The sequence below is a fragment of the Aliirhizobium sp. YIM B11859 genome, assembly GCF_057163345.1.
Genome location: NZ_JBXHAY010000021.1, coordinates 1 through 24,485, shown reverse-complemented (window position 1 = coordinate 24,485; position 24,485 = coordinate 1). Strand labels below are relative to the sequence as shown.

The following is a 24,485-nucleotide window of genomic DNA, read 5'->3' as shown; positions in this document are numbered from 1 at the left end:
GCGCGGGGTGGAGCAGCCCGGTAGCTCGTCAGGCTCATAACCTGAAGGCCGCAGGTTCAAATCCTGCCCCCGCAACCAAATCCAAAAACAAATCCCCAAAAACAGATCCGATCAAATCCAACACACTCAACCGGACAAGCCTAAAGGCCCGGGTTCACCGATGCCCAAGCAGTGCCGATATCTGCTGCCGGAGCCAATGTTGCCGCCGGGCGGGAAATAATTTCCAGACGCTCAGTCCATCTGTGCAGATCCGGTACGAGTTCAAAACCGATACCGCCAGCCTGCACAGACCGACTGGCTGGCCGCCAGGGCAGCCCGCAACGAGACAATTGCTTCGGCCGGACGGCCATTACCTATCGCGCCGTATTCGACCACTGGTGGATGAATTGCAGCATGACCTTGGTGAAGGTCTTCAGCTGTTGGATAGAAACCTGTTCGTTGACGCTATGGGCATGGCGCAGTTGTCCGGGCCCGTAGATGAAGGCGGGGATGCCGGCATCGCCGAACCAGCCGCCATCGCTGACGCTTGGCGAGACACGCGGCTCAATCTTCTCGCCGGTCGTCGTCGCATGGGTATCGATCAGCATTTTGACACCAGGATGATCGGGATCGACTTCGAGTGCGGGAAAGATCTCGCCGCGATCGACGATCATCGAGGTGCCACCCCATTTGAATGTCGGCGGGTTGTCGCGCAGCCACGGGTCCGCCTTGGCGACGGCAAGGATATGCTCCTCGATCTCTCTCGTGATCGTGTCGTGGTGTTCGTTCGGATAATAATGAACGGTGACCCAGAGCCGGCATTCGTCGGCGATGAAGGCGGCATGGCGGCCGCCTTCGATGACTGCCGGGTTGATCGTGGTGGAACCGAGCGGGCAGCCCGGATAGGTTTTCGTTACCGCCCAATGGCGTTCCAGATCCTGCAGGCCGGCGATGACTTTCATCATCTTCTCGATGGCGCTGGCACCGATCAGGCCACCGCCGGCATGGATCATCTGACGCCTTGTGCCGTCGTGAAAGGTCTGCGGGCTCTTGATGGTAATCCAGCCGGTGATGACACCGCCCTGGCCCTGCAATTGCAGGTCTGTCGTATCAACGACGACGGCAAGATCGGCGGTATAGCCATGTTCGCAGCATTGCAGCGTGCCGGCCTCGCCGACTTCCTCACCGATAACCGACTGGAAGGTAATATCGCCGGGCAGCTCGATGCCGTTTTCGATCAGCAGTTTCAACGCAAAGAGGACACCGGAAATGCCGCCCTTCATGTCTGCTGCGCCACGGCCGATGACGACACCGTCACGGACGATCGGCTGGAACGGACCGGTCTCCCAGGCTTCGCCGGCTTCCACTTCGGCGACATCCATGTGGCCGTTGAGGATGAGGCTCTTATGGCCGTCGGAGCTTGCGCCTTTGCGGACGCCGACAACATTCGGGTCGCCGGGATAGACGTCCCATGTGTCGATGGAAAATCCGAGTTTCGAAAGATAATCGCCGACAAAGGCCTGGGCCTCGGCCGTGTTTCGCGCTGGCGGAGCGGGCGTCTCGAACGAGATCAGTGTGCAGAGAAGATCCACCAGTTCCGCCTCACGGCTGTCGATCTGGTCGAGAAGGGATGAAATGTCCATGAAGATGAATTTCCAAAAGAATAGGGATGGGGCAAGAGCGGGGCGGCACCAGGTGTCCGCCCCGCGGTCCGCCGCGTCTTACTTGAGCTCGGTCGCGTAATCCTCGACCGGCAGTTCCTTGGTGATCAGCTTGTTGTCGGCGAGGAATTTGCCGTAGGCCTGGTAGCGGGCCTTATCCAGCACACCGGGTTCCTTGGCGAACATAGAGATGGTCTGCGCCCAGATCGCCTTGTTGAGCGGGTTGTCGAGATCGGCGTGGCTCTTGGCAAAGGCGGTCCAGGTGTCGTCCGGATGGGCGACAAGATAGTCGGTGGCCTTCTTGACGGCGGCGAGGAACTTCTTGAAACGTGGATCGGCGACATGATCCTTGTTGACGAGGTAGATCAGCTCGTCATAGGCGGGCACGCCGTAATCCTCGACCTTCATCACCATCGGCTCGGCGCCGTGTTCGATCAGTTCGTTGGCCTCGACATTGCGATAACCGCCAATGACGCCATCGACCTGCCCGGCCATCAGCGCGCTGACCAGCTGGAAATTGACATTGACCATGCTGATATCGGCAAGCTTCAGGCCGCCGGTTGCCAGCATGCTGGTGAGCGTCGCCTCTTCGACGCCGCTTACCGAATAGCCGATCTTCTTGCCCTTGAAGTCGGCCATCGACTTGATGCCGCTCTTCTTCAGCGCCAGGACGGTGTTGAGCGGTGTGTTGACCAGCGTGCCGATCCGCATCAGCGGCAAGCCTTGGTCGGCATAGAGATAGAGCTGCGGCTGGTAGCTGACGGCAATATCGGCCTGGCCGCTGGCGACGAGACGCGGCGGCATGCTGGGATCAGCCGGCGGCACCAGTTCCACATCGAGCCCTTCATCCTTGAAGGCGCCGATCTGTTCTGCGACGATCAGCGGCGCGTGGTCGGGGTTCAGGTACCAGTCCAGAAGCACGGTCAGCTTGTCGGCCGCATGGGCCTGGGCGGACATCAGCACGGCGAGGGCTGCGCCGGCGATCAGTTTTTTCAGCATTTTTACGTTCCTCTCTCTTTTGATTGTGATGTTATGCAGCTGATTTTTCAGGTGGATTGCTCGCTGTCGGGCACCCAGTAGAGAACCCGCTTGATCAACAGATCGATGATCTGCCAGAGCGCGACCGCGATGATCGACAGGATGAAGAGTGCGGCAAAGCAGACAGGCGTCTGCATGCGGGCATTGGCGTTGAGCATGACGTAACCAAGGCCGCCGGCGGAGCCTACCCATTCGCCGATCACCGCCCCGATCGGGGCAACGGCTGCGGCAACCCGAAGGCCCGAGCCGAAGGCCGGAAGGGCTGCCACCAGCCTGACATGGCGTAGCTGCGCATAGGGGGAGGCGCCCATCGTCTTGGCGAGGTCGATATAGCCGAGATCGGTACGTCGCAGTCCGTCATAGAAGGAGGCGGCGACCGGGAAGAAGATCACCAGCACGGCGGCAACAACCTTGGACGACAGGCCGAAGCCGAGCCAGACCACGAGCAGCGGCGCCAGCGCGAAGATCGGGATAGACTGGCTGACCACCAGAACCGGCATCAGCCAGCGCTGCAGCGTTTTCGAAAACACCATCGCAAGCGCCAGAAGCGCACCGAACAGAAGACCGAAAAACAGGCCGAGGAAGATTTCCGACAGGGTGATCAGCGTGTGGTCGAAGAGATAGGCCCGACCGTTCCACAGAGCGACCACAACGACCGGCGGTGTCGGCAGGATGAAGGACGGCAGCTTGAAGATCACGGCGATCGCCCACCAGATCAGCACAAGGCCAAGGAAGACCGTCAGTCCGCGACCGGCGGCCAGGAGATGCGCGTTGAATTTTCCGGTCATCGTTCGATCTCCATCAACATGCGCAGCAGTTCGCCCTGGCTCTTTTGCAGGTTGGGGTCGTCGGGTGCGCGCGGCGGCTGGCCGGCAACGGTGATCGTTTCGCCAAGCCGAGCCGGATGTCCCGAAAGCACCATCAGGTGATGGCCGAGACGTGCTGCCTCCATCGGGTCATGGGTGATAAGCAGTGCCGTGCAGCCGTCGAGAAGTTCTGCCGCCAGTTCCTGAACGCTTGCACGAGTGATCGCATCCAGCGCGGAAAACGGCTCGTCCATCAGCACAATCGGGCGACGTTCATAGAGGGTTCTGGCGATTGCGGCGCGCTGGCGCATGCCGCCTGAGAGCGCCATGGGAAGGGCCTTTTGCCGTCCGGCAAGGCCGACCCGTTCGAGCAGATGATCGGCATAATCGCGATCGATCTTCTCCCGCCGAAGACGGGCGCCAAGCGTGACGTTCTCGATGACGTTCAGCCAGGGATAGAGCAGATCCTGCTGGCCCATATAGGCAAGGCGGCCGGTAATCGGCTGGCCGTCGGAGCCGGTGACCGTGCCGCTTGTCGGCCTTGCAAGGCCGGCGATGATCTTCAACAGGCTGCTCTTGCCGACACCGCTCGATCCGAGAAGGGCGATGAATTCACCGCTCTTGATTTCGAATGTCAGGTTTTCGAAAATGGTCCGGTCGCCGTAACGCAGGGTCAGTCCGTCGATGCGGATGCCGGGAGGTGCCTGCTTGCCGATGGCAGTGGACGGTGAGAGGTTCCGAGGCTTGGCATTCATCTGCGGTCCCCCTGATGAGCTCGAAGGATTGCAGTCATTCTGCGGCCATCGGTGTTTGCGACTTCGCGGCGTTGAGGCCCATCTGCCAGAAGTCGGCTTCCAGCCGGGTCGCGGTGTTGAAGATCGAGACGAGTTCGTCCATGCGCGCCTCGGCGCCGCGCGCCTTGCCGATCTCGTCGAAGGACTTGATCGCCTTGTCGACGCTTTCGAGATATTCCTCGCTCTCGTAATTGCGGATCCAGGCCTCGTAGGGATTGCCCTGCATCACGGTCGCCTCGTCCTGCAGGATGATCTGGCCGATCTCGCCATAGCCGGCGACGCATGGCATCAGGGCGGCGGTCAGTTCCAGGATATCGCCCGACTGGCCGATATCGAGGACATAGCGGGTATAGGTCATCGTCTCGGAGGCTTCCGGCGCGCTTTCCATGTCCGCTTCGGTTAGGCCCCAGGACTTGCAATAGCCGACATGGACGGGAAGTTCGCCGAGGATGGCGCCGAGCGAGGAGGCTGCTGCCCGGATCTCGGACAGTGTGCGACCCTTGGAGGCGAGAAGGCCGTAGGCGCGGGCATAATGGATGAGGAAGAGGTAGTCCTGCGTCAGGAAGCGCTTGAAGCAGACTTCCGGCAGGGTGCCGGCTGCGAGCTGGCGGACGAAGGGGTGTCTGACGTAATTGGTCCAGGTCTGGCCGGAGGTCGCGCGCAGCTTGCCGAACAGGCCGTACTCGAAGTCGATCTGCATGAAATATCTCTGTCTGGTAAAGGGTGAAACGGAAGGGGAAGGGCGCCGTAATTCACTGCGGCGCCATGCCGATCTCAGGCCTTGTCGCGCTTGACGACGACCATCTTGTCCTTGATGCGGCGGAAGGCGGCGTTCGCCTCACGGACGATCTCGTCCTCGTCGACCTTGGTCAGCCTGCGGCCCTGCATGACGACTTCGCCATCGACGATCGTGGTATCGACGACACTCTGGTTGCAGGCAAAAACGAGATGGCTCGTCATATGCACGGCGGTGTCGCGCAGAAGCGGGGTGAAGATCGCATTGTTGGTCTCGACGAGAATGATGTCGGCCTTGCGCCCGACCGAAAGCTGGCCGGTTTCGTGACCGAGTGCCTTGGCGCCATTGTTGGTCGCCATGCGCAGCACGTCACCCGCCTGCATCAGGCTTGCATCGCCGCGATGGGCGCGATGGACGAGCGATGCCCATTTCATCACTTCAAACATGTCGGCGGAATTGTTGCATTCCACCGCATCGTGACCGAGGCCGATATTGATGCCGGCCGCCAGCATTTCGGGAATGCGGGCAACACCGTTGCCGAGCTTGGCGTTGGAGTTCGGGTTGTGCGAAACGTGGGTCCCGGTCTCTGCGATCATTGCGATTTCGGCATCGGACAGATGTACGCAGTGGGCAGCGATCGTGTCTTTACCGAGAAGGCCGGTTTCATAGGCGACTTCGGTCGGTCGGCGCCCGTATTTGTCGAGGCAGAAATCGACTTCCGTCTTCGATTCGTTCAAATGCACATGCACACCGCAGCCGAGATCGTCGGCCATGGCCCGTGCATCGCGCAGCAGGCCGCGATCGGCAAGCGGCAGCCATTCGATGCCCACACGCACCTCAATACGGCCGTTCGCCTTGCCGTGATTGGCCTTGAAGGCATCGTAATTGTCCTGCAGGCTGTCCAGATCGTGTTCGGGAGATGCGACGTCATTGGAAAGCACGGCACGGATGCCAATGTCTTCGGCTGCCTTCGCCAGCGCATTCAGCTGCCGATACATGTCGTTGACCGTTGTCGCGCCCGACTTGATCGATTCCATGTAGCTTGCCAGTGCCGCCCAATAGGCTGCTTCCGGATCGAGCGCGCGGATCAGCGGATACCAGCACTCGTCGAGATATTCCCATAGCGGCATGTGGTCGTTGAACCCCTTGCCGATCGCCGTATGGTAATGCAGGTCGATCAGGCCCGGCATGATGATCTTGTCGGAGGCATCGATGCGCGTGTCGCCCGATTGGCTCGCAACAGTCTCGCCTTTCGGCACGATGGCCTGGATACGGTCATTCTCGACAATCACGGTTCCCTGCTCGTGATAGGTGCCGACCTCATCCAGGGTGAGGATCATGCCGTTCTCGATGATCAGTCTGCTCATGCGCTCTTCCCAGTTGTCTTTATGTTTATTGATTGGAAAATTATCAGGTTTGGATTGTGGCCCGTAGACCAGAGTGGGGCGGGCCGTGTTGCCGGAAAAGCAACAAGGATTGATGCAGCGGCTGCTGCCGGTCGCACACCGTCCGGTGGTCCCGGAGAATGAGCATGCGTGCAGCGCCCCGGCGGATAGGTCCCGCCAAGGTCAAGTGTCGGAGTGAAAGACCTGTCGCCGTCAGCCGGCGGGATCGATCAGCGACAGCTCATCGAGAAAGGCGGTGGCGAAGCTGCCGGTGCCGCGGGCGCCGGATGCGCGTTTGGCAGCCTCGGCATAAACCGCATGGGCGGCGACGACGGCGGTAATCCTGTCGTCGGCATTGGCAAGCATGGCGGCGATCAGCGCACCGAGTGAGCAACCGGCACCGGTCACCTGGGTCAGGCGAATGTCGCCACCGCCGACGCTATAGGTCGTCTTGCCATCGGTGATATAATCGGTCGCACCGCTGACGGCTGCGATCGTGCCGATCTCGGCTGCGACCTTTTCCAGGAAGGGCACGGCCTGTTCGGAGGTCATCGTCGTTTCCACGCCCTGTCCGCCGCCATGGCCGCCGGCAAGCGCAATCAGCTCGGAGGCATTGCCGCGGATCGCCGTCGGCTTGAATTCGAGCAGGCTTTTGACGACGGCATCGTATTCTGCCGCACCTGCGCCGACGGCAACCGGATCGAGCACCCAGGGAACGCCGCCCTCATGGGCGGATTTTGCCGCAAGCCGGATTTCCTCCGGCCCGCAGCTCATCAGGCTGGCGGCATTGATCCAGACGGCATGCGCGTGGCCGCCGAAGACGCTCGGCCAGTCCATTGCCGTGCCGATCGCAGGTCCCGCACCGACAGCAAGCAGGACATTGGCCGACAGGTTGGCGGCGACGTAATTTGTCAGTCCATAGCAGAACGGTTTCATCTCTTTCAGCCGCGCAAGTTCGTTGCGGACGGCGGCATCATTCCACGACATGTCTTTCATGCTGTTCACCCTTTATTGTTGTTGGATTAGCACTTCTGTTTCTGACGATCGGGCCTGCTCAAACGGTTGCGGTCACCTCCAGTTCGACCCGCATGCGCGGGTCGATCAGGCGTGTGACCTGAACCATAGTGCAGGCCGGCCGGATGATGGAGAAAGCGCGGCCATGCGCTTCGATCAACGGCTCCCAGTCGTCGGCATCAGTGAGATAGATGCGGGTTCGCGTGACGTTTTCCAGCGAGCTTCCGGCCTGTTCGAGAATGCGTGAGACTTTGGCTACGGCATTCGCGAACTGGCTTGCCGCATCGCCGGGGCCGGCCACATCCATATCGGCCGGCAGGCCGGAGCAGCCTGACACGTAGGCGACGCCATCGGCGATGATGGCACGCGAATAGCCCATCAGTTGCTCGTATTTGCTGCCGGTGGAAATGGATGTCCTGGTCATGCGATGCTTGGTTCCCACGTTGCGGCCTGTGTCTCGAAAAACGACGGGACCGGCGAGTTTCAACAGATCGTCGGCCTGAAGGTTGCGGAAGTCGGGTATCGTCAGCACCGGCCCTTCGCCGAACAGGTAGGCGCCCGTCTGTAGGGCGACGAAAGGAATGCCGAGCGCCTCTGCGGCGCGCTGGTCCCAGAGACCGTCGCCGAGGATGAGAGTTTCGATCGGTTCGCCCACGCGCGCGCCGGCAAGGAAGGCTGCGTGGCGGACCATATCCTCGCGGGTCAGGTGCTCACCGCCGGTCGCAAGTGCAACACGGTCCGCCTCGATGCCGAGCAGGCCGAGCTTGACGCTCGCCATCCGGCGCAGCGAACCGGTTGCAAAAGCGATGGCGACGTCGTCTCGCTCGGCAAGGGCCGCGAGCAGCGATCTTGCTCCGGCAATCTCGTGCAATTGCGCTCTGGAGAGATGATCGAGCAGTGCTGTCTCATAGGCTTCGTCATACTGTGCCAGTTCGTCCGAACCGATCGGGCGACCATGGGCATGGCGGAACAGTTCGGAGAGAACGCCGAGATCGGTATAATGGCGATAGGCATTCCACGGCTGAAAGGTGACGTCGAGGCCATCGCGGGCCAGTACGGCGGTGATCAGGTCGTGGTGAAGGCCGGCGGAATCGAGCAGCGTGCCGTCGACATCGAAGATTACCAGCGTCTTCATGCTGTTCTTCCCTGACTGGCGATGGCGGGGCGAGAGAGCGCGAAGCCGCGCTGCGCTTCGAGCAACCGGGCGACCTGCAGCACGCCGCCATCATCGAAGCGCTTGCCGGCGATCTGCACCGAGACCGGGCAGCCGCCATCACCCGGATCGAAGACCGGAACGGTCGCCGCCGGCCAGCCGGTCTGGTTGAACCAGCAGGCAAAGGCCTGATGGCTCATGGCGCCGAGCGTTGGATCGGGGCAGGGGAGATCGGCCGGGAAAGCCCTTACCGGCAGGGCGGGCGAGAGAATATAGTCGAAACGGTCGAGTTGTGCTGCCACACGGATCGCGGCTGCGCCGATGCGTCTTGCCACACCCGCTGCAAAGATGGCGGACTGGTCAAGCAGATCCTCATACATGGCGCCGATGACCGGATGGATCTTCCCGCGCTCCTCGGCGGAGAGGCCGAAATAATCCGGCGCGCCGACATAGAGCATGTTCCAGTGAATGGCGAGATAGTCGTCTGACGTGACGTCAAGGTCGTCGATCTCGACGATCTCGGCGCCGAGATCGGCAAGACGGCTGATTTGCATTTCGACGGCCTGAAGCGTGGCCGGATCGGTCCTGTCGCCCCAGCCGGCCTGTCTCCAGACAGCTATCACCTTGCCATCCAGCCGTTCGAAGGCGGGCGCCACTGGTGCAAAGCCTCCCTCCAGTGAAAAGAAATCGCGGTCGGAAAAACGACCAATAGCGGCAAGCGCCCATTCGACCTCGTCGACGCTGCGCGCCATCGGGCCGGCGCTGCGATAGCTACCGGGCGGATCATAGGCGATGCGGCCCTGGGTCGGCTTGATCGAGGCAAGGCCTGACAAGGCCGCCGGCAGGCGCACGGAGCCGACCATGTCGGTGCCGAGTGCCACTGTTGCTGCACCGACGACGACGGAAGGGCCGGCGCCGGAGGACGAACCGCCGGGGCTGGTCTCGGGGTTCCAGGCATTGCGGATGATGCCGTGCTGGGAGCTGAGGCCTGACATGACCATGGCGAAATCCGGCATCGATGTCTTGCAGGTCGGCACCATGCCGGCTGCGCGCGCCCTTGTGACCGGCAGGGCATCTTTCGGCGAACGCGTGCCCGGATGGCAGGCGGTGCCGTGCCAGCGCGGCATGCCGGCAATGTGAAAACTGTCCTTGAAGCTGATCGGCACGCCGTCGAGCGGGCCGAGCGGCCGCGCTTCACGCCAGCGGCCGGCACTTTCGGCCGCTGCCGCAAGCGTCATGTCCGTATCGACGCTCGCGACGCCGTTGAGATCCGCAAGAGGTCCCCGAACAGCGGCCAGTGCCGCCTCCGCGACCTCGATAGGCGTGAAGCTGCCGGAGCGGAAGCCTTCGGTCATTTCGGCGGCGGACAGGAGATTGATGTCAGTCATGCTGCCCTGCCTTTCCCGTTCCGTGTTCGACCGGCAGGTCCGGGTTATCGCGCCAGCCATTCATGGAATCGTCGTAGATCTTGGCATCCTCAATGCCAACCAGCTTGAGAGCCAGCGCCAGACCCGCGGCATTGATGCCGCCGCCGCAGTAGAGGACGGGTGCTATATCTCTGGTCAGCCCCAGTGCTGAAAGGGCATTCGACACGCGCGCGGCCTCAAGACGATCATCCGGCCCGAGAAGATCCGGAAAAGGGAGGTTGATGCTGGTCGGAATATGGCCACGGCGTGGATCCGTGCTGTCGGCACCGGTAAACTGTTCGGCGCGCAGCCCGCAGATCAAGGGTGTTTCAGTCGATGTTCCCTGCCCGATAAGGTCGAGCACCTCGTCCGCGCCGACAAATATTCGTTGGCCAAGTGCGGCCTTGAAGTTTCCCGGCAGGGTGCCGGATGCGGGGCCGGTCTCGATGGTGCCATCGGCCTTCGTCCAGGCTGCCAGCCCGCCATTCAGCACGCGTATATTGGTGTGGCCGTAGGCCCGCATCACGGTCCAGACGCGGGCGGCATAGGCTCCACCCATTGTGTCATAGGCGACGACCATGCTGTCACTGTCTATGCCGACGTCCTTGGCTGCGGCTTCGAGGCCGGCCTTGGTCGGGCAGGTGAAGGCGTAGTGTGCGGCGGGATCCGAAAACCTTGCGAAAAGATCGGCAAAGCGGGCGCCGGGAATATGGCCCCGCTCAAAGGCCGCATCTCCGGGTGCAAAGCCGGTGCGGCCATTGATGGGTGCGATGCGTTCGACCGAGCAGTCGAGCAGGATCACCTGCGACGAATGGCGTTTCAGCCAGCCGGCCTCGACGAGCGGGCTGTCATCCGGCCATTGCAGGGAGGCCATGCCGCTCATGCCGTCGTCCGCGCGAGCGCCCTGTTCTTCCATTCGTCCCGCACCGGGCGGGCAAGACCCATGATCTCGCGGGTTGTCGCGCCTTCGTATTCGGTGCGGTGCAGGCCGCGGCGCTGCAGTTCCGGTACGACGTCGCGGGCGAACTCCTCGAAGGCACCGGGAAGATGGGTGGCCTGGACCATGAAGCCGTCGGCTGCAGCTTCCGCCATCCAGCGTTCCATGTTGTCGGCGATCGTCTTCGGCGAGCCGATCATGTTGCCTTCGGTGCGAGCGCCGTACCAGCGGCCGATCTCGCGCACGGAGAGGTTTCCGCGGCGAGCGTATTCGACCACCTCCTCGTAATGGCCCTGGACGCCGACCTCTTCCAATGTCGGCAGCGGTCCGTCGAGATCGTATTTCGTCAGGTCGACATTGACGTGATAGGCGAGCCGGGAAAGGCCTGCGAGCGGATGGACGAGATCGGCAAAGGCTTCATGCTTTGCAATCGCCTCGGCGTCGGTTTCGCCGACGACAACGGTTGCGGCGCAGAGGATCTTGATCTGATCGGGATCCCGCCCGAAGGTCGCCGCCCGCTTCTTGATCTCGGCATAGAAGGCGGAGGCGGACTCCAAAGACTCGTTGCTGGAGAAGATCACGTCGGCCCAGCGGGCGGCGAAATCCCGACCGCGCGGCGAGGCACCGGCCTGGATCAGCAGCGGATAGCCCTGTGGCGGACGCGGAACCGAGAGCGGGCCTTGCGTCTTCACATGCTCGCCGCGGTAATCCACCGAGCGCACCTTGTCGGGATGGCCGAAATGGCCGCTTTCCTTGTCCTGGAAAATGACATCGTCATCCCAGCTGTCCCAGAGCTGGGTGGTCGCCTCCAGCACTTCTTCGGCCCTTGCGTAACGGGCGTCACGCGGCGGCAGCTTGTCCTCGCCGAAATTTTGCGCTTCGGCATCCTGGAAGGAGGTGACGATATTCCATCCGGCGCGGCCGTCGGTCATGTGGTCGAAGGTGCCGAGCATGCGCGCCAGATTGTAAGGTTCGTGGTAGCCGGTCGAAATCGTGGCGGCGAGGCCGAGATGGTCGGTGACGCCGGCCATCACGCCGAGCACCGTCATCGGGTCGATCCGCGGCGTGCCCGAGCCCCATTCAACCGCCGGGCGGAACGAGCCGCCGAGCGAGCGCGGCATGGAGAGCGCATCGGGAACGAAGGCGAGATCGAAACGTGCATCCTCGAGAATGCGGGCTGCCTTGCGATAGTAGCTCGCCTTCATGAAGCCCGGGTCGGCGTCCTTGTGGCGCCAGCCGGTTGTGCCCATGGGACCGGCATTCATGAACGCTGCGAGATGCATCTGCTTGGCCATCGACTGCCTCCGGTCGTTGCGCGTGGTCTCGGAGGGGTGCCGCCGACACGATGACGCGCGATGGCCGGCCCTTCCGATCGGTCCGACTATGGGGGAGAGAAACCGAGGTCAGAACAGCAAAGATTTTCGCAGCGTGATAACTTTTTGAATGAGCCTGTATCAGATTGCCGGCGGCGGCATCGTCCTGCGTGCCGTGTCCAGAAAGTTCAGAACTGCTGAATTTCGTTCATCCCGCCGCCAGAACATCGCCGTTTGCCAGCTCAGCCCGGGGCCATAAAGGCTTTGCGTAGTCAGTCGTCTTTCGTCGATCACACCCGTCAGCGCCGATTCATGCATGATCGCCACGCCGAGGCCGGCGGTGACCATCCGTAACTGGACTAGGCTTTCATTGACCCAATGGGTAACCGGCGGCTGGATCGACTTCATCTCAAACAGCCGCTCGACGGCCGCCTCAAAGCCGGGTGCGATCGTCCGTTTGAGCCGGATGAAGGGGATCTGCCTGACTGCCGGGCTGTCGATCGAGGTGATGCAGTCGCCAAGGTCTGCCGGGTAGACGAAGGCGAGGCGGTCCCGCGAGACGATTTCCGAGGCGAGATCCGACGCGCCCGGCCAGCGGGCGAAGGCGATGTCCAGCCTGCGTTCGCGCAGCATCGGTAACTGGGTCTGCGAGGAAATGTCGTTGAACGTGATCTGCACGTCCGGATAGGCTTCGCGATAGGCAATCAGCGCCTGCGTCATCACGCCAACGGCGGAGAAGGTGAAGCCAAGCGCCAGTTGGCCGATCTCGCCGGCCGCAAGCCGAAGGCCTCGATCCCAGACCCGATCGGCCTCACGCGCGAGGGGCTGGATCTCTTGCAACAATTGCCGGCCGAAATCGGTCAGTTCGGTGCCCTGTCGGGAGCGGTGGAACAATTGCCGGCCAAGGAGATCCTCGAGCCTGCTGATCTGTTTTGAAAGGGTCGGCTGGGTGATGCCGAGGATTTGGGCTGCGGATCGATAATTTCCGAGCTCTCCGAGGCAGACGAAGGCTCGCATAAGGTCTAGCCGGATCATGATATTGTCAATTCAGCGTTCCTGGAAAATCAAGAAGTTAACCGGTTTCGCGATCCGGCGTCCAGTGGTGCGAGGTGAGATCGAAGACCTCCTGTCAGCTCAATTGAGTGTTCGGATTCCGCAAAGGGCGGGGAAAATCTACAAGCCTGCGCACCATCAAGCACTTTGGACCCAAATCTTCTCCACCGAACTGAAAAATTACCACGCTCAAAATCCAGGCATCAAACCAAAATAGCGCCGCCCATAACCCCACCGATAAAAACCGGATTGGCCGTGCGAGGTTGAAGACGGCCAATCGGCGCGGGGTCATCCTGCTCGAAGATGGTTGGGAACCATTGCTTGCCATCATCACGGGAAATTATTCGAGAGGAAGACGCTTTTTGATTGAAATCCGGTCTTTCTCGTTTACGCTGATCTTGGCACCGAAACGACATTTGACAGGCCCGAGCTCGGATCGGGTTTCTGTGTCATGTCCATTTTGGGCGATTGTTCGGTGCGTTTTTCTGTTTTTTCGTTTGTTTTCATCGGTCTTGCAATTCTCTTTGCCGGCAACGTCGTCTTGCCGCAATCTGCGGCGGCCGAAGAGCCGTTGGTGGCGATCAGGCTCGGCTATCTGCGGGCCTATGAACCGCAACTGGCGCTTTCGGTGCTGGATGTGGTGCCCCGCGATGAAGGTATTGCCGGCGCGCAGGTGGCTATCGGCGATAACAATACGACCGGCCGGTTTCTCAAACAGACATTCTCGCTCGACATTCAAGAGGTGAAGATCGATGCCGATGTCGTTGCGGCATTCGACACACTGGTCGAGAAGGGAGCGCGCGCCATTGTTGCTGATCTCTCTGCCCGGCAGCTTCTGTCGATTGCCGACCTTGCCCGTGACAGGGGGATGCCGATCTTTAATATCGGTGCGCCCGACGACCGGCTGCGCGAGGAGGATTGCCGGGCGAATGTCTTTCATGTGGCGCCGACGCGCAGCATGCTGGCGGACGGGCTGGCGCAATATCTGATCTGGAAACAATGGCGGCGCTGGGCATTGATCTACGGCTCGCACGAACCGGACCGGCTGTTTGCCGAGGCGCTGCGGCGGGCGGCCGACCGCTTCGGCGGCGAGATCGTGGCGGAAAAGGAGTTTACCGATACCGGCACGGCACGGCGTACGGATAGTGGCGTGGTGCAGATCCAGCGGCAGATGCCGGTGTTCACGCAGGATCTGCCGGATCACGACGTCTTGCTGGTGGCCGATGAAAGCGAGGTTTTCGGCACCTATGTGCCGTTTCGCACCTGGCGCCCGAGGCCCGTCGCCGGCACGGCCGGGCTGATCCCGTCGGCCTGGCACCCGGCGAGCGAACAATGGGGCGGTTCGCAGATCCAGAACCGGTTTTTCAAGGCGATCGGGCGGCGGATGCTGTCCAAGGACATGTCGGCCTGGACGGCGGTGCGGATTGTCGGCGAGGCGGCGACACGCACACGCAGCGGTCAACCCGACACGATCGCCGCCTTCATCCGGGGGGCGGATTTTTCGATCGCGGCCTTCAAGGGGCAGAAACTGACATTCCGGCCGTGGAACTGGCAATTGCGCCAGCCGATCTTTCTCGGCGATGGCCGCTCGGTCGTCTCGACATCACCCCAGGAGGGGTTTCTGCACCAGTTTTCCGAGCTCGACACGCTGGGCGTCGACAGGCCGGAGACGAAATGCGTTTTGAAATAGGGACACAGGACGGCCGAGCCTTGGGAGGGGCGCAGATGCAGCGAAAACGGATTGTTCCAGGTGTGGCGTTTGCTCTTGCCGCGGGCTGGGTGGCTCCGGCCGGGGCTTTTACGGCCTATGTTTCCAATGAAAAGGACAATAGCGTCAGTGTCGTCGATACCGTCACCGGCGCAGTGCTGCGGACCATCCCTGTCGGGCAGCGGCCGCGCGGCATCACCATCTCGGGTGATGGAAAATTCGTCTATCTCTGCGCCAGCGATGACGACACGATCGAGGTGATTGACACGCAGACGCACGAGATCGTCGGCTCGCTTCCCTCAGGTCCCGACCCGGAACTGTTCGTGCTGTCGCCGGATGGCAAGACGCTTTACGTGGCCAATGAGGATGACAATCTGGTCACGGTCATCGATATCGAAAGCCGGGAGGTGCTGGCGGAGGTGCCGGTCGGGGTGGAGCCGGAGGGCATGGGCATCAGCCCGGACGGCAAGACCATGGTCAATACGTCCGAAACGACGAATATGGCGCATTTCATCGACACCGACAGCCATGAGATCACCGATAACGTGCTGGTTGATGCGCGGCCGCGATTTGCCGAGTTCAAGCCGGACGGGTCGGAAGTGTGGGTGAGTGCGGAGATCGGCGGCACGGTTTCCGTCATCGACAATGCCAGCCGCGCGGTGACACACAAGATCAGTTTCGAGATCCCCGGCCTGCGTTCGGAGGCGATCCAGCCGGTGGGCATCAGGATCACGGCGGATGGCAAAAAGGCCTATGTGGCGCTGGGGCCGGCCAACCGCGTCGCGGTGGTGGATACGGCAAGCTACAGGGTGGAAAAATACGTGCTGGTCGGCCAGCGCGTCTGGCAGCTGGCGTTTACGCCCGACCAGAAAACGATCATCAGCACCAATGGCGTTTCCAACGACATTACGTTCATCGATGTGGCGAGCGACGAGCCTGTGCTGTCGGTGACCGTCGGGGCCTTGCCGTGGGGCGTGGTGGTATCACCGCAATGAGCGGCTTTTCACGCATGACAGGAGGAGGAGACGATGATGCAGGAATACAGGCGTTTGACATTTTTCGCATTGGCACTGGTTCTGTTGTCCGGGGGCGCCGGCATGGCGCAGGACAAAACGGGCGATGATGACGATGACGACAAGCCGGCGGTGGCGGCACCCGGCCAGAAGCTGACGCGGGCAAGCAAGGACGTGCCGGAACTGATCCTCGGTTCGGCAAAGGACAGTTTCGTCGTCAACCGGAAGGATTTCGAACTGGTCGCGGGGCAGGGGTATCGCTGGAAGATCACCTCTGCGGCAGGGCTCGAATACAAGTTCGTCACCGACCTGTTCCGCAATGTCTGGATGAACCAGATCGTCATCAACGATCTCGAAGTGCATATGAACGGTGCGCCGGCCTGGCTGGAATTCGACAGCGAGGGGACGATGCAGGTGCAGTTCACGGCGGTGCGGCCGGGCAATTACACCTGGTCCGTGCCCGATCTTGCCGACAAGGGGATGAAGGGGACGATTACCATCAAGTGAGCCGGGCAGGAAAATCCGGCCGTGGATTTTTGATACCGTGACAGGCGGAAACCCCGGGGAGGTTTTGCGGGGTGCCGTCTGTCGGTTTGGCGGGAGGAGTGAAGTCATGCGTGATGCCGATATCCATGCAGGGCAAGCAAAAAGAGACGGAACCGGGGAAATCCGGGCGGGGTCGGCTGCATTGGAGGTTGCCGGCCTCAGCTATTCCTATGGAGAGAAGAAAGCGCTCGACGATGTCTGTTTCTCTGTCCCGCCCGGCCGCTTTGTGGTGCTGCTGGGGCTGAACGGTGCCGGGAAAACCACGCTGTTTTCGCTGATCAGCCGCCTTTATCACACGCGCCATGGTGCGATCCGCATTTTCGGCCATGACATCCGGCACGAACCCTGTGCGGCGCTTCGGCGGCTGGGCATCGTCTTCCAGGCGCGCACGCTCGATCTCGATCTGACCGTGGCGCAGAACCTCGCCTATCACGCCGCCCTGCATGGTATCGGCCGAAGACAGGCAAGGGTGCGGATAAAGGCGCTGCTGGCACAGATCGACATGGCCGACCGGCTGCATGACAAGGCGCGCAGCCTTTCCGGGGGGCAGATGCGGCGGGTAGAGATCGTCCGCGCGCTACTGTCGTCGCCGTCGTTGCTGCTGCTCGACGAGGCCACTGTCGGGCTCGATATCCGCTCGCGTGCGGAGATTCTGGCGACGATCCGGGCGCTTGTCACCGATGCGGGGATCGGCGTGTTGTGGGCGACACATCTGATCGACGAGGTGGAAGAGGGTGACGAGGTTGTCATCCTCGACAAGGGCAGGGTGCTGGCGGCTGGACCGGTGGCGGAGGTGGTGCGTTCGGCCGGCGCAGGGGATATCCGGCAGGCGTTTGCGACGTTGAGCGGGATTGCGCGCGGGCCAGCCGGGGCCGGGGCACGGCCAGGAGGAGGCGAGACCGGCGACGGTCCGGGAATGCCGTTGGCGGGGGCGATGCGATGACGGCCGGCATCGGCACAAAAGACAAGGTTTTTGCGAGCGAGCCCCCGCGCGGCTTCGGGCCAACGCAATATCTTGCCTGCCTTGGCGGCATCATGTTGCGCGAAGGCCTGCGGTTTCTCAATCAGCGTGAGCGGTTCATCTCGTCGCTGGTGCGGCCGCTTTTATGGCTGTTCGTGTTCGCCGCCGGGTTCCGGCAGGTGCTGGGCGTGTCGATCATCGCGCCCTACAAGACCTATGTTCTCTACGAGGTCTATATCACGCCCGGCCTGTGCGGCATGATCCTGCTGTTTTCCGGCATGCAGTCGTCGCTGTCGATGGTGTACGACCGCGAGATGGGCAATATGCGCATCCTGCTGGTCAGCCCGTTTCCGCGCTGGTTCCTGCTGGTGTCGAAACTTCTCGCCGGCGTTGCGGTGTCGATCGTGCAGGTCTATGCGTTCCTCGCCGTTGCCTGGTTCTGGAGCGTCAAACCGCCGGCCGCCGGCTATCTTCTGGTCTTACCGGCCCTGTTTCTGGCCGGCATGATGTTGTGTTCGCTCGGTATGCTGCTGTCGTCGATGATCCGGCAATTGGAAAACTTTGCCGGGATCATGAATTTCGTGATCTTTCCGATGTATTTCGCCTCGTCGGCGCTTTATCCGCTCTGGCGGATTCAGGAATCCAGCCCGCTCCTGTTCCGGATCTGCCAGGCGAACCCGTTCACCTATGCGGTGGAACTGATCCGTTTTGCGCTTTACGGTCGGATCGATTGGCTGTCGTTTGCGGTGGTCGGCGGGTTTGCCGCCCTGTTTCTGGGCGGTGCCATCCTCGCCTACGACCCTTCCAGCGGCCTGCTCGGCCGACGACAGGATGGGGGAGGAAACGGCTGATGGGACGGATGACACTTGTCATGATCGGCATGGCATTCATGGCGTCGCCAGCTTTGTCGGCACAGGGCGACGATCCCGACTGGCCCTGCATCCAGCGCAAGGTGCCGGAACTGTCGCTCGGGCAGATCTGGAACGGGCCTGACCTGCCGCCTGAGGTTTCCGACTGGGACAAGGATGCGGTGCTTGTCGATCTCGTCGACGATCTTGCGGCGCGCCGATTGCCATTGCCGGAGGCGCAGGCGAGGATCAGGGCCTATCGCGACGGGCTTGTACCCGATCAGCGGCCGTTGCGGCTGGCCATGCTGGTGCAGGGCCTGTTCGACAAGATGAACGGCGAGCGCGCTCATGTGATTTCCGGCATCGGCCGTTATGCCCATCGCCAGCGCGACATGGCAGCCAGCCTGCGCCGGGAAGGGACGGCTGTCGATGCCTTGAGGTCAAACCCACAGAGCGACCGCAATGAGGTGGCGGTGCGCAGTGAACAGCTGGCGTTCCAGACACGCATCTTTCAGGAGCGGGTGCATTCGCTTGGTTTCGTCTGCGAGGTGCCGACCCTGATCGAACAGCGGCTGTATGCGCTGGTCAAGACGATCGCCGAGACGCGCCCGCCCGAATGACAGGGTGGCTGTTTCGGGTGACTGGCCTTACGGCGAAAACTGCTTGAGATAGGCAATCACATCGGCCACCTCCTTGTCCACTTTCAGGCCCGGGAAGGCCATTTTCGTGCCTTTGACGAGACCTTTCGGGTCATGGAGATAGGTGGTCAGGGTCGGTTCGTCCCAGACCATGCCGCCCTTGCCGGCATCGGTCATGGCCGCCGAATATTTGAACCCCTCGTGTGTTCCGGCCGTCCGGCCGATCAGCCCTTTCAGCGTCGGGCCGATCTTGTTCTGGTCGGTGTCGGAGACGTGGCAAGCCTTGCATTTTGCAAATATTTTTTCGCCGGCAGCCGCATCCTGGCTGAAGGCATGACCCGCCATCGGCAAAAACAGGCCGATGGCGCCAAGACAAATGATGGCGCGCATGAATTTCCTCCCAAAAACCCAATGCGGCATCGCGATCAAAGACGGATCCGCACAGGCGCACACGCAAGGGTAGTTGTTGCGGGATGTAAGTCAACAGCAGCATATGGCTGCTGTTGCAAATGCGGCGGCGCATGGTACGCCGACGAGTGTTCGCCTCCAGGTTGACGGGAGTTTTAGCTGCGGGTAATCTTCGGCACTCGGGCTTTCTTCGAACGTGACGTGAAAATAGGCTTCGGATCGGCGCGCGCGCCAGTCGTTACGCGACCGCTCCATGCGCATAAGCGCAGTCGGAGATGCGTTATGAACCTCGTCGATCTCGTCCTGACGGTCTGCCTGCTGAGCGATCCGGCGCGGTGCCGCGATGAACATCTGCTTTTTGAAAGCCGCGGGTCGCTGTTCCAGTGCATGATCCTGGCGCCGACCCACATTGCCAAGTGGTCCGAGGAACATCCGGCGGTCAAAATCGTGCGCTGGACCTGTGCATTTCCCGATAGCGGCCGCAAGATCTGATGGTGTCCCATCCCAATGCACGGCCGATGCCGCGTTCCTCAGAAACAGCGTATATCCGCTTCCGCCTGGGCGCGCCGCAAGTCCGAGACGGCGGTTTTGGCCAAGGCGCCCTGGCGGAACAACACGCCTCTTTCGCCGGTCTGTAAACCGAGGCTGAGGAATGTTTCCGCCGCCTCATATCGATCGTAGGGGATGATCGATGCAATGACGTCGATGGAGCAAGAGCAACTCTGGAGTGTGTTTCGTGTATCTCCATTGGCTTTCATGCAGCCGTGAACATAGTCGACGATTACAACCGTTGGATAGTCGTCTCCTGCCAATGTTGCAAAACCCGGCAAAAAACAGATGAAGAAAAACGGGATGCGCAAAAATCCGATAGACATCGATAACCTCCCTCTGGATTGACCTTGTACTGCGAATTGAAAAATGCAAGCGCCTGTCACCTTTCAATCAATACTTTATATTTCTAAGTATTATTTGTGAGCATATGCAATATTGTCTATCGCAGGGCAGCATTTTAATTCCGCATGTCAGTTTAGATACATAATACACTTGCCTGCGTTTATGTAATGCCCTATCGTCATGTCAGTTTCCGGCTTCAAGGTCTTGTTTTTGGGAGGAGCAAGATCCGAAGGTCTGTGGACCTGGCAGTAAAGGTGCCCCTTGCCATCCACTTGTCCGTGACAAGCTGACGGAAACACATCCCGCACATAGCATGAATCACACTTGACCGCCCTGGAGCACGCGATGGTTCGTGATGACGAACCTCGCGTGAAAAATGAGCATCGGGAGGATGTCGCATGCGTGTTTTCGGAAAAATTGCGTTGTTATTCGTTTTACCGGCGGCCACAGCCGGATTTCTGACCACCTGTCTCGCCGGAACGGCTTTGGCAAATGACGCGTTGGCCACGTTATCGGCCAACCCGAAGAACTGGGCGATGCCGACGGGCAATTATGCCAATCATCGCTATTCGGAACTCAAGCAGATCACCAAGGACAATGTGAAGAACCTGCAGGTGAAGTGGACTTTCTCCACTGGCGTCCTGCGTGGCCATGAAGGCGGGCCGCTGGTGATCGGCGACGTGATGTATATCCACACGCCATTCCCCAATATCGTCTATGCGCTCGATCTGAAGAATGACGGCAAGATCCTCTGGAAATACGAGCCGAAACAGGACCCGAACGTCATCGGCATCATGTGCTGCGACACCGTCAACCGCGGTGTGGCCTATGGGGACGGCAAGATCATTCTCAACCAGGCCGATACGACGGTGGTGGCACTCGATGCCAAGACCGGCAAGGTCGTCTGGTCGGTCAAAAACGGCGACCAGATCAACGGCAGCAAGGGCGAATCCGGCACGGCCGCACCGCTTGTGGTCAAGGACAAGGTGCTGATCGGCATATCCGGTGCGGAATTCGGCGTGCGCGGCTGGACGGCAGCCTATAATCTCAAGGACGGATCGCTGGCCTGGAAGGCCTATTCGACCGGCCCGGATGCCGAAACGCTGCTCGATCCGGTGAAGACGACCCATCTCGGCAAACCTGTCGGCAAGGATTCCGGCATGAATACCTGGGAGGGCGAACAATGGAAAACCGGCGGCGGCACGACCTGGGGCTGGTTCGCCTATGATGCCAAGAGCAACCTGATCTATTACGGCACCGGCAATCCATCGACCTGGAACCCGGTGCAGAGACCCGGCGACAATCGCTGGTCAATGACGCTGATGGCACGGGATGCCGATACCGGAATGGCCAAGTGGCTGTACCAGATGACCCCGCATGACGAGTGGGACTATGACGGGGTCAACGAGAACATTCTCGTCGACGACATGGCGATCAACGGCCAGAAGCGCGATGTTCTGGTGCATATGGACCGCAACGGTTTCGGCTACACGCTGGACCGGTTGACCGGCGAGTTGCTGGTTGCCAAAAAATACGATCCCAAGGTCAACTGGGCGACCGAAGTGGTGATGGACAAGACCAGTCCGCAATACGGCCGGCCGCAGGTGGTGGCGAAATATTCCACCCAGCAGAATGGCGAGGATACCAACTCCACCGGTATCTGCCCGGCAGCACTCGGGACCAAGGACCAACAGCCGGCGACCTATTCGCCAAAGACCGGCCTGTTCTACGTGCCGACCAACCATGTCTGCATGGATTACGAGCCCTACAAGGTGAGCTACACGGCCGGCCAACCCTATGTCGGGGCGACCGTGTCGATGTATCCGGCGCCGGAAAGCCATGGCGGAATGGGTAATTTCATCGCCTGGGATGCGGCCAAGGGCGAAATCGTCTGGTCGAAACCGGAGCAGTTCTCGGTCTGGTCAGGGGCGCTTGCCACTGCCGGAGACGTGATTTTCTACGGCACGCTGGAAGGGTATATCAAAGCCGTCAATCTCGATGGCAAGGAACTCTACAAGTTCAAGACGCCTTCCGGAATCATCGGCAATATCAACACGTTCGAATATGACGAGAGGCAATATATCGCCGTCTTGTCGGGTGTCGGCGGCTGGGCCGGCATCGGGTTGGCGGGTGGGCTGCTGTCACCTGAAAATGCCGCAGCCTGGCATGGTGCCGTCGACCAGGGACGCGGCGGGCAGGATGAAACTGCGGTCGTCGGCACGGCGGGCCTTGGTGCCGTCGGTGGTTATGCGGCGCTCGCCGATTATACCACGCTCGGCGGCCAGCTGACGGTGTTCGGCCTGCCGGAATAAGGGCGGAGCGGGAATGCCAGAGGTGGCTGCGCCGATCGGCGGCGCAGCCACTCCACATTATCGGGGATGGTGAAAACCACGATGCGCCTGAAGGAGGGCATGTTTCTGCATGTTCGCAGATATGCCCGCGCATTTTCCGCCGGTTTGAAAACGTGACGCCTGAATTGCTTGAAATGTGAGGTTTATCAATGGCTTTTCGCATTTTTTCCATGGTGTTCGGTGTGGTGATGATTTTTTTTCTGACAGGTGGCGTGGCGCTGCCGGATGACGACAAGGACAAGGCTGCCGCCGCAAGCGAGGAAGACGGAAAATTTCTCGACAAGGACGGCACGCCGACCTTCAAGATCCAGGCCGATGGCACTGTCGACTGGTATACGTTCAGCGGCTACCGGCGGTATCATTCGGACTGTCATGTCTGTCATGGGCCGGATGGTGTCGGGTCGAGTTATGCGCCGGCGCTGGCCGACAGCCTGAAGCGGCTGGATTATGCGAGCTTCCTGTCGATCGTCGCCGAGGGCCGCAAGAATGTCGGCGGCGGCAAGGAAAACGTCATGCCGGCGTTTGGCGACAACAAGAATGTCTACTGTTATCTCGATGACATCTACGTCTATCTGCGGGCGCGTGCGGTGGGCGCCGCACCCCGCGGCAGGCCGCCGAAAAAAGCCGAAAAACCGCAGGGGGCGAAAGATTACGAAGCCTCCTGCATGGGAGGCTGAGATGGCGGGCATAGCGCTCAGCGACCGGGTTTCTGGCGGGGGTAAGCAATTTGCATGGTGGCAGATCGCCGTTGCCGTCGCCTTTATCGGTGTGATCGCAGCCTTGCCACGGCATGCGCAGGGGCAAAGCGCCGGGTTGGGGGCGGCCGGCGAACTGGTCGATCCCGATGTGCTCCGGGTCTGTGCAGATCCATCCAACATGCCGTTTTCCGACGAGAACGGCGGCGGGTTCGAGGACAGGCTGGCGAAGATGGTGGCGGAGGGGACGGGGCGGAAATCGGTCGCCTATACCTGGTTTCCATCGATAACCGGTTTCGTGCGCAATACGCTCGGCGCCAATCGCTGCGATATCATCATGGGTTACGCGCAGGGCGACGAGCTGGTGCAGAATACCAATGCCTATTACCGCTCGGCCTATGTGCTGGTCTATCAAAAGGGCGGCGCGCTCGAAGGCGTCGAAACGCTGGACGATCCGAGGCTGGCGGGGATGCGCATCGGTGTGGTCGAAGGCACGCCGCCGACCGCCAAAATGGCGGCGGCAAAGCTGATGGGAAAGGCCAAGGTCTACCCGCTGATGGTCGACACACGCATCACGCCGTCGATGGCCGAGCTTGCGATGCGCGACATGGCGGCAGGCGCGATCGATGCCGCCGTGTTGTGGGGGCCGATGGTCGGTTATTACGCGGCGCTATCGGAGGAAGACATGGTGCTTGTGCCGTTGATCCACGAAAAGGGCGGCCAGCGGATGACTTACCGCATCACCATGGGCGTGCGTCCTTCTGACCAGAGCTGGAAGCGCGTGCTCAACACCTTCATCAAGGACAACCAGCCGAAAATCGATGCACTTTTGCTGGAGTATGGCGTGCCGCTGCTCGATGAACATGACCGGAGGATTTTGCGGTGAGATTGCCAGTGATGCGGGGCCAGCGATGCAGGGTCGATGACTTAGGGCAATTCCAGCAGAAATGGGATCGGTTTTGCGTCCGGAATTGCGTCAAAACAGCAGATAGAGAGGTTTCGCGTTTCGAAGAAGGGCGGAAATCCTCTCGGGAAGGGGAGTGAGGGAAACATGGATGTCCGCGCCGCCGTTGCCGTTCAGGCTGGAAAACCGCTGGAAGTGATGACCGTGCAGCTCGACGGCCCGAAGGCCGGCGAAGTGCTGGTCG

24 protein-coding genes and 1 tRNA gene are annotated in these 24,485 nt (G+C 61.0%); 11 read left to right on the top strand and 14 right to left on the bottom strand.

Translation table 11 applies throughout. The features are described 5' to 3' along the window. Position 1: 1 nt before the first annotated feature. Positions 2-78 (top strand) — tRNA-Met (locus AC2GXZ_RS31395). A gap of 275 nt (positions 79-353) precedes the next feature. On the opposite strand, the gene AC2GXZ_RS31390 is transcribed toward AC2GXZ_RS31395, so the two are convergent. The 12 genes from AC2GXZ_RS31390 to AC2GXZ_RS31335 all read right to left on the bottom strand — a co-directional run bounded on the left by AC2GXZ_RS31390 (position 354) and on the right by AC2GXZ_RS31335 (position 13,257). After that, positions 354-1,622, bottom strand: coding sequence for an acetylornithine deacetylase (locus AC2GXZ_RS31390; RefSeq protein WP_483763176.1), 1,269 nt, complete (start codon positions 1,620-1,622; stop codon positions 354-356). 78 nt (positions 1,623-1,700) lie between these two features. Then, the gene (locus AC2GXZ_RS31385; RefSeq protein WP_483763175.1) at positions 1,701-2,639 is read right to left on the bottom strand and encodes an ABC transporter substrate-binding protein; all 939 of its coding nucleotides are present in this window, start codon (positions 2,637-2,639) and stop codon (positions 1,701-1,703) included. 47 nt (positions 2,640-2,686) lie between these two features. Further along, positions 2,687-3,466, bottom strand: coding sequence for an ABC transporter permease (locus tag AC2GXZ_RS31380; RefSeq protein WP_483763174.1), 780 nt, complete (start codon positions 3,464-3,466; stop codon positions 2,687-2,689). Beyond that, positions 3,463-4,239 (bottom strand): ABC transporter ATP-binding protein, encoded by a 777-nt coding sequence (locus AC2GXZ_RS31375; RefSeq protein ID WP_483763173.1) that lies wholly within the window; start codon positions 4,237-4,239, stop codon positions 3,463-3,465. The genes AC2GXZ_RS31380 and AC2GXZ_RS31375 overlap by 4 nt, the downstream gene beginning before the upstream one ends. Positions 4,240-4,273: 34 nt before the next feature. Further along, a complete protein-coding gene (tenA, locus tag AC2GXZ_RS31370) occupies positions 4,274-4,978 on the bottom strand; it encodes a thiaminase II (RefSeq protein WP_483763172.1) in 705 nt (234 codons plus the stop codon). A 74-nt stretch (positions 4,979-5,052) separates the two neighbouring features. Next, a complete protein-coding gene (locus tag AC2GXZ_RS31365) occupies positions 5,053-6,381 on the bottom strand; it encodes an amidohydrolase family protein (RefSeq protein ID WP_483763171.1) in 1,329 nt (442 codons plus the stop codon). A 231-nt stretch (positions 6,382-6,612) separates the two neighbouring features. After that, positions 6,613-7,395 (bottom strand): hydroxyethylthiazole kinase, encoded by a 783-nt coding sequence (gene thiM / locus AC2GXZ_RS31360; protein WP_483763170.1) that lies wholly within the window; start codon positions 7,393-7,395, stop codon positions 6,613-6,615. A gap of 58 nt (positions 7,396-7,453) precedes the next feature. Further along, positions 7,454-8,548 carry a Rid family hydrolase gene (locus AC2GXZ_RS31355; RefSeq protein WP_483763169.1) on the bottom strand — a complete coding sequence of 365 codons (1,095 nt, stop codon included), beginning with the start codon at positions 8,546-8,548 and terminating at the stop codon, positions 7,454-7,456. Next, positions 8,545-9,954 (bottom strand): amidase, encoded by a 1,410-nt coding sequence (locus tag AC2GXZ_RS31350; RefSeq protein ID WP_483763168.1) that lies wholly within the window; start codon positions 9,952-9,954, stop codon positions 8,545-8,547. Before AC2GXZ_RS31350 ends, AC2GXZ_RS31355 begins: the two co-directional genes overlap by 4 nt. Further along, positions 9,947-10,855, bottom strand: a complete 909-nt coding sequence (locus AC2GXZ_RS31345) for a sulfurtransferase (RefSeq protein ID WP_483763167.1) — start codon at positions 10,853-10,855, stop codon at positions 9,947-9,949. The genes AC2GXZ_RS31350 and AC2GXZ_RS31345 overlap by 8 nt, the downstream gene beginning before the upstream one ends. Continuing rightward, entirely contained in the window at positions 10,852-12,204 is a 1,353-nt protein-coding gene (locus tag AC2GXZ_RS31340; protein ID WP_483763166.1) for an LLM class flavin-dependent oxidoreductase, read from the bottom strand. Before AC2GXZ_RS31340 ends, AC2GXZ_RS31345 begins: the two co-directional genes overlap by 4 nt. A gap of 159 nt (positions 12,205-12,363) precedes the next feature. Continuing rightward, complete coding sequence (locus tag AC2GXZ_RS31335) at positions 12,364-13,257, bottom strand: LysR family transcriptional regulator (protein ID WP_483763165.1); 894 nt, start codon at positions 13,255-13,257, stop codon at positions 12,364-12,366. A 559-nt stretch (positions 13,258-13,816) separates the two neighbouring features. Here AC2GXZ_RS31335 and AC2GXZ_RS31330 point away from each other — a divergent pair. The 6 genes from AC2GXZ_RS31330 to AC2GXZ_RS31305 all read left to right on the top strand — a co-directional run bounded on the left by AC2GXZ_RS31330 (position 13,817) and on the right by AC2GXZ_RS31305 (position 18,971). Next, positions 13,817-14,965 (top strand): ABC transporter substrate-binding protein, encoded by a 1,149-nt coding sequence (locus AC2GXZ_RS31330; RefSeq protein WP_483763178.1) that lies wholly within the window; start codon positions 13,817-13,819, stop codon positions 14,963-14,965. Between the two features lie 35 nt (positions 14,966-15,000). After that, entirely contained in the window at positions 15,001-15,978 is a 978-nt protein-coding gene (locus tag AC2GXZ_RS31325; RefSeq protein WP_483763164.1) for a YVTN family beta-propeller repeat protein, read from the top strand. A gap of 33 nt (positions 15,979-16,011) precedes the next feature. Then, entirely contained in the window at positions 16,012-16,503 is a 492-nt protein-coding gene (locus AC2GXZ_RS31320) for a cupredoxin domain-containing protein (RefSeq protein ID WP_483763163.1), read from the top strand. 106 nt (positions 16,504-16,609) lie between these two features. After that, positions 16,610-17,485: an ABC transporter ATP-binding protein gene (locus AC2GXZ_RS31315; RefSeq protein ID WP_483763162.1), complete on the top strand. Its 876-nt coding sequence runs from the start codon at positions 16,610-16,612 to the stop codon at positions 17,483-17,485. Next, positions 17,482-18,354: an ABC transporter permease gene (locus tag AC2GXZ_RS31310; protein ID WP_483763161.1), complete on the top strand. Its 873-nt coding sequence runs from the start codon at positions 17,482-17,484 to the stop codon at positions 18,352-18,354. Before AC2GXZ_RS31315 ends, AC2GXZ_RS31310 begins: the two co-directional genes overlap by 4 nt. Next, on the top strand, positions 18,354-18,971 hold the full coding sequence (locus AC2GXZ_RS31305; protein WP_483763160.1) for a hypothetical protein: 618 nt from the start codon (positions 18,354-18,356) through the stop codon (positions 18,969-18,971). The genes AC2GXZ_RS31310 and AC2GXZ_RS31305 overlap by 1 nt, the downstream gene beginning before the upstream one ends. 27 nt (positions 18,972-18,998) lie before the next feature. Here the strand turns inward: AC2GXZ_RS31305 and AC2GXZ_RS31300 are convergent, their stop codons facing one another. Further along, on the bottom strand, positions 18,999-19,379 hold the full coding sequence (locus AC2GXZ_RS31300; RefSeq protein ID WP_483763159.1) for a c-type cytochrome: 381 nt from the start codon (positions 19,377-19,379) through the stop codon (positions 18,999-19,001). Between the two features lie 300 nt (positions 19,380-19,679). On the opposite strand from AC2GXZ_RS31300, the gene AC2GXZ_RS31295 reads away from it, so the two are divergent. After that, positions 19,680-19,889: a hypothetical protein gene (locus AC2GXZ_RS31295; protein ID WP_483763158.1), complete on the top strand. Its 210-nt coding sequence runs from the start codon at positions 19,680-19,682 to the stop codon at positions 19,887-19,889. 38 nt (positions 19,890-19,927) lie between these two features. On the opposite strand, the gene AC2GXZ_RS31290 is transcribed toward AC2GXZ_RS31295, so the two are convergent. After that, the gene (locus AC2GXZ_RS31290; protein WP_483763157.1) at positions 19,928-20,272 is read right to left on the bottom strand and encodes a hypothetical protein; all 345 of its coding nucleotides are present in this window, start codon (positions 20,270-20,272) and stop codon (positions 19,928-19,930) included. A 417-nt stretch (positions 20,273-20,689) separates the two neighbouring features. Between AC2GXZ_RS31290 and AC2GXZ_RS31285 the strand changes: the two genes are divergently transcribed. The 3 genes from AC2GXZ_RS31285 (at position 20,690) to AC2GXZ_RS31275 (ending at position 24,223) form a co-directional block, all read left to right on the top strand. Beyond that, positions 20,690-22,603, top strand: a complete 1,914-nt coding sequence (locus AC2GXZ_RS31285) for a methanol/ethanol family PQQ-dependent dehydrogenase (RefSeq protein WP_483763156.1) — start codon at positions 20,690-20,692, stop codon at positions 22,601-22,603. A gap of 227 nt (positions 22,604-22,830) precedes the next feature. Next, positions 22,831-23,319 carry a c-type cytochrome, methanol metabolism-related gene (locus tag AC2GXZ_RS31280; RefSeq protein WP_483763177.1) on the top strand — a complete coding sequence of 163 codons (489 nt, stop codon included), beginning with the start codon at positions 22,831-22,833 and terminating at the stop codon, positions 23,317-23,319. A gap of 1 nt (position 23,320) precedes the next feature. Then, complete coding sequence (locus tag AC2GXZ_RS31275) at positions 23,321-24,223, top strand: quinoprotein dehydrogenase-associated putative ABC transporter substrate-binding protein (protein WP_483763155.1); 903 nt, start codon at positions 23,321-23,323, stop codon at positions 24,221-24,223. Positions 24,224-24,485: the final 262 nt, after the last annotated feature.

Coding starts and splice junctions, on each gene's coding strand:
- AC2GXZ_RS31295 (WP_483763158.1), top strand. CDS start 19,680: ATGAACCTCGTCGATCTCGTCCTGACGGTCTGCCTGCTGAGCGATCCG.
- AC2GXZ_RS31315 (WP_483763162.1), top strand. CDS start 16,610: ATGCGTGATGCCGATATCCATGCAGGGCAAGCAAAAAGAGACGGAACC.
- AC2GXZ_RS31380 (WP_483763174.1), bottom strand. CDS start 3,466: ATGACCGGAAAATTCAACGCGCATCTCCTGGCCGCCGGTCGCGGACTG.
- AC2GXZ_RS31280 (WP_483763177.1), top strand. CDS start 22,831: ATGATTTTTTTTCTGACAGGTGGCGTGGCGCTGCCGGATGACGACAAG.
- AC2GXZ_RS31345 (WP_483763167.1), bottom strand. CDS start 10,855: ATGAGCGGCATGGCCTCCCTGCAATGGCCGGATGACAGCCCGCTCGTC.
- AC2GXZ_RS31290 (WP_483763157.1), bottom strand. CDS start 20,272: ATGTCTATCGGATTTTTGCGCATCCCGTTTTTCTTCATCTGTTTTTTG.
- AC2GXZ_RS31350 (WP_483763168.1), bottom strand. CDS start 9,954: ATGACTGACATCAATCTCCTGTCCGCCGCCGAAATGACCGAAGGCTTC.
- AC2GXZ_RS31320 (WP_483763163.1), top strand. CDS start 16,012: ATGATGCAGGAATACAGGCGTTTGACATTTTTCGCATTGGCACTGGTT.
- AC2GXZ_RS31305 (WP_483763160.1), top strand. CDS start 18,354: ATGGGACGGATGACACTTGTCATGATCGGCATGGCATTCATGGCGTCG.
- AC2GXZ_RS31340 (WP_483763166.1), bottom strand. CDS start 12,204: ATGGCCAAGCAGATGCATCTCGCAGCGTTCATGAATGCCGGTCCCATG.
- AC2GXZ_RS31275 (WP_483763155.1), top strand. CDS start 23,321: ATGGCGGGCATAGCGCTCAGCGACCGGGTTTCTGGCGGGGGTAAGCAA.
- AC2GXZ_RS31300 (WP_483763159.1), bottom strand. CDS start 19,379: ATGCGCGCCATCATTTGTCTTGGCGCCATCGGCCTGTTTTTGCCGATG.
- thiM (WP_483763170.1), bottom strand. CDS start 7,395: ATGAAAGACATGTCGTGGAATGATGCCGCCGTCCGCAACGAACTTGCG.
- tenA (WP_483763172.1), bottom strand. CDS start 4,978: ATGCAGATCGACTTCGAGTACGGCCTGTTCGGCAAGCTGCGCGCGACC.
- AC2GXZ_RS31365 (WP_483763171.1), bottom strand. CDS start 6,381: ATGAGCAGACTGATCATCGAGAACGGCATGATCCTCACCCTGGATGAG.
- AC2GXZ_RS31375 (WP_483763173.1), bottom strand. CDS start 4,239: ATGAATGCCAAGCCTCGGAACCTCTCACCGTCCACTGCCATCGGCAAG.
- AC2GXZ_RS31355 (WP_483763169.1), bottom strand. CDS start 8,548: ATGAAGACGCTGGTAATCTTCGATGTCGACGGCACGCTGCTCGATTCC.
- AC2GXZ_RS31310 (WP_483763161.1), top strand. CDS start 17,482: ATGACGGCCGGCATCGGCACAAAAGACAAGGTTTTTGCGAGCGAGCCC.
- AC2GXZ_RS31285 (WP_483763156.1), top strand. CDS start 20,690: ATGCGTGTTTTCGGAAAAATTGCGTTGTTATTCGTTTTACCGGCGGCC.
- AC2GXZ_RS31335 (WP_483763165.1), bottom strand. CDS start 13,257: ATGATCCGGCTAGACCTTATGCGAGCCTTCGTCTGCCTCGGAGAGCTC.
- AC2GXZ_RS31325 (WP_483763164.1), top strand. CDS start 15,001: ATGCAGCGAAAACGGATTGTTCCAGGTGTGGCGTTTGCTCTTGCCGCG.
- AC2GXZ_RS31390 (WP_483763176.1), bottom strand. CDS start 1,622: ATGGACATTTCATCCCTTCTCGACCAGATCGACAGCCGTGAGGCGGAA.
- AC2GXZ_RS31385 (WP_483763175.1), bottom strand. CDS start 2,639: ATGCTGAAAAAACTGATCGCCGGCGCAGCCCTCGCCGTGCTGATGTCC.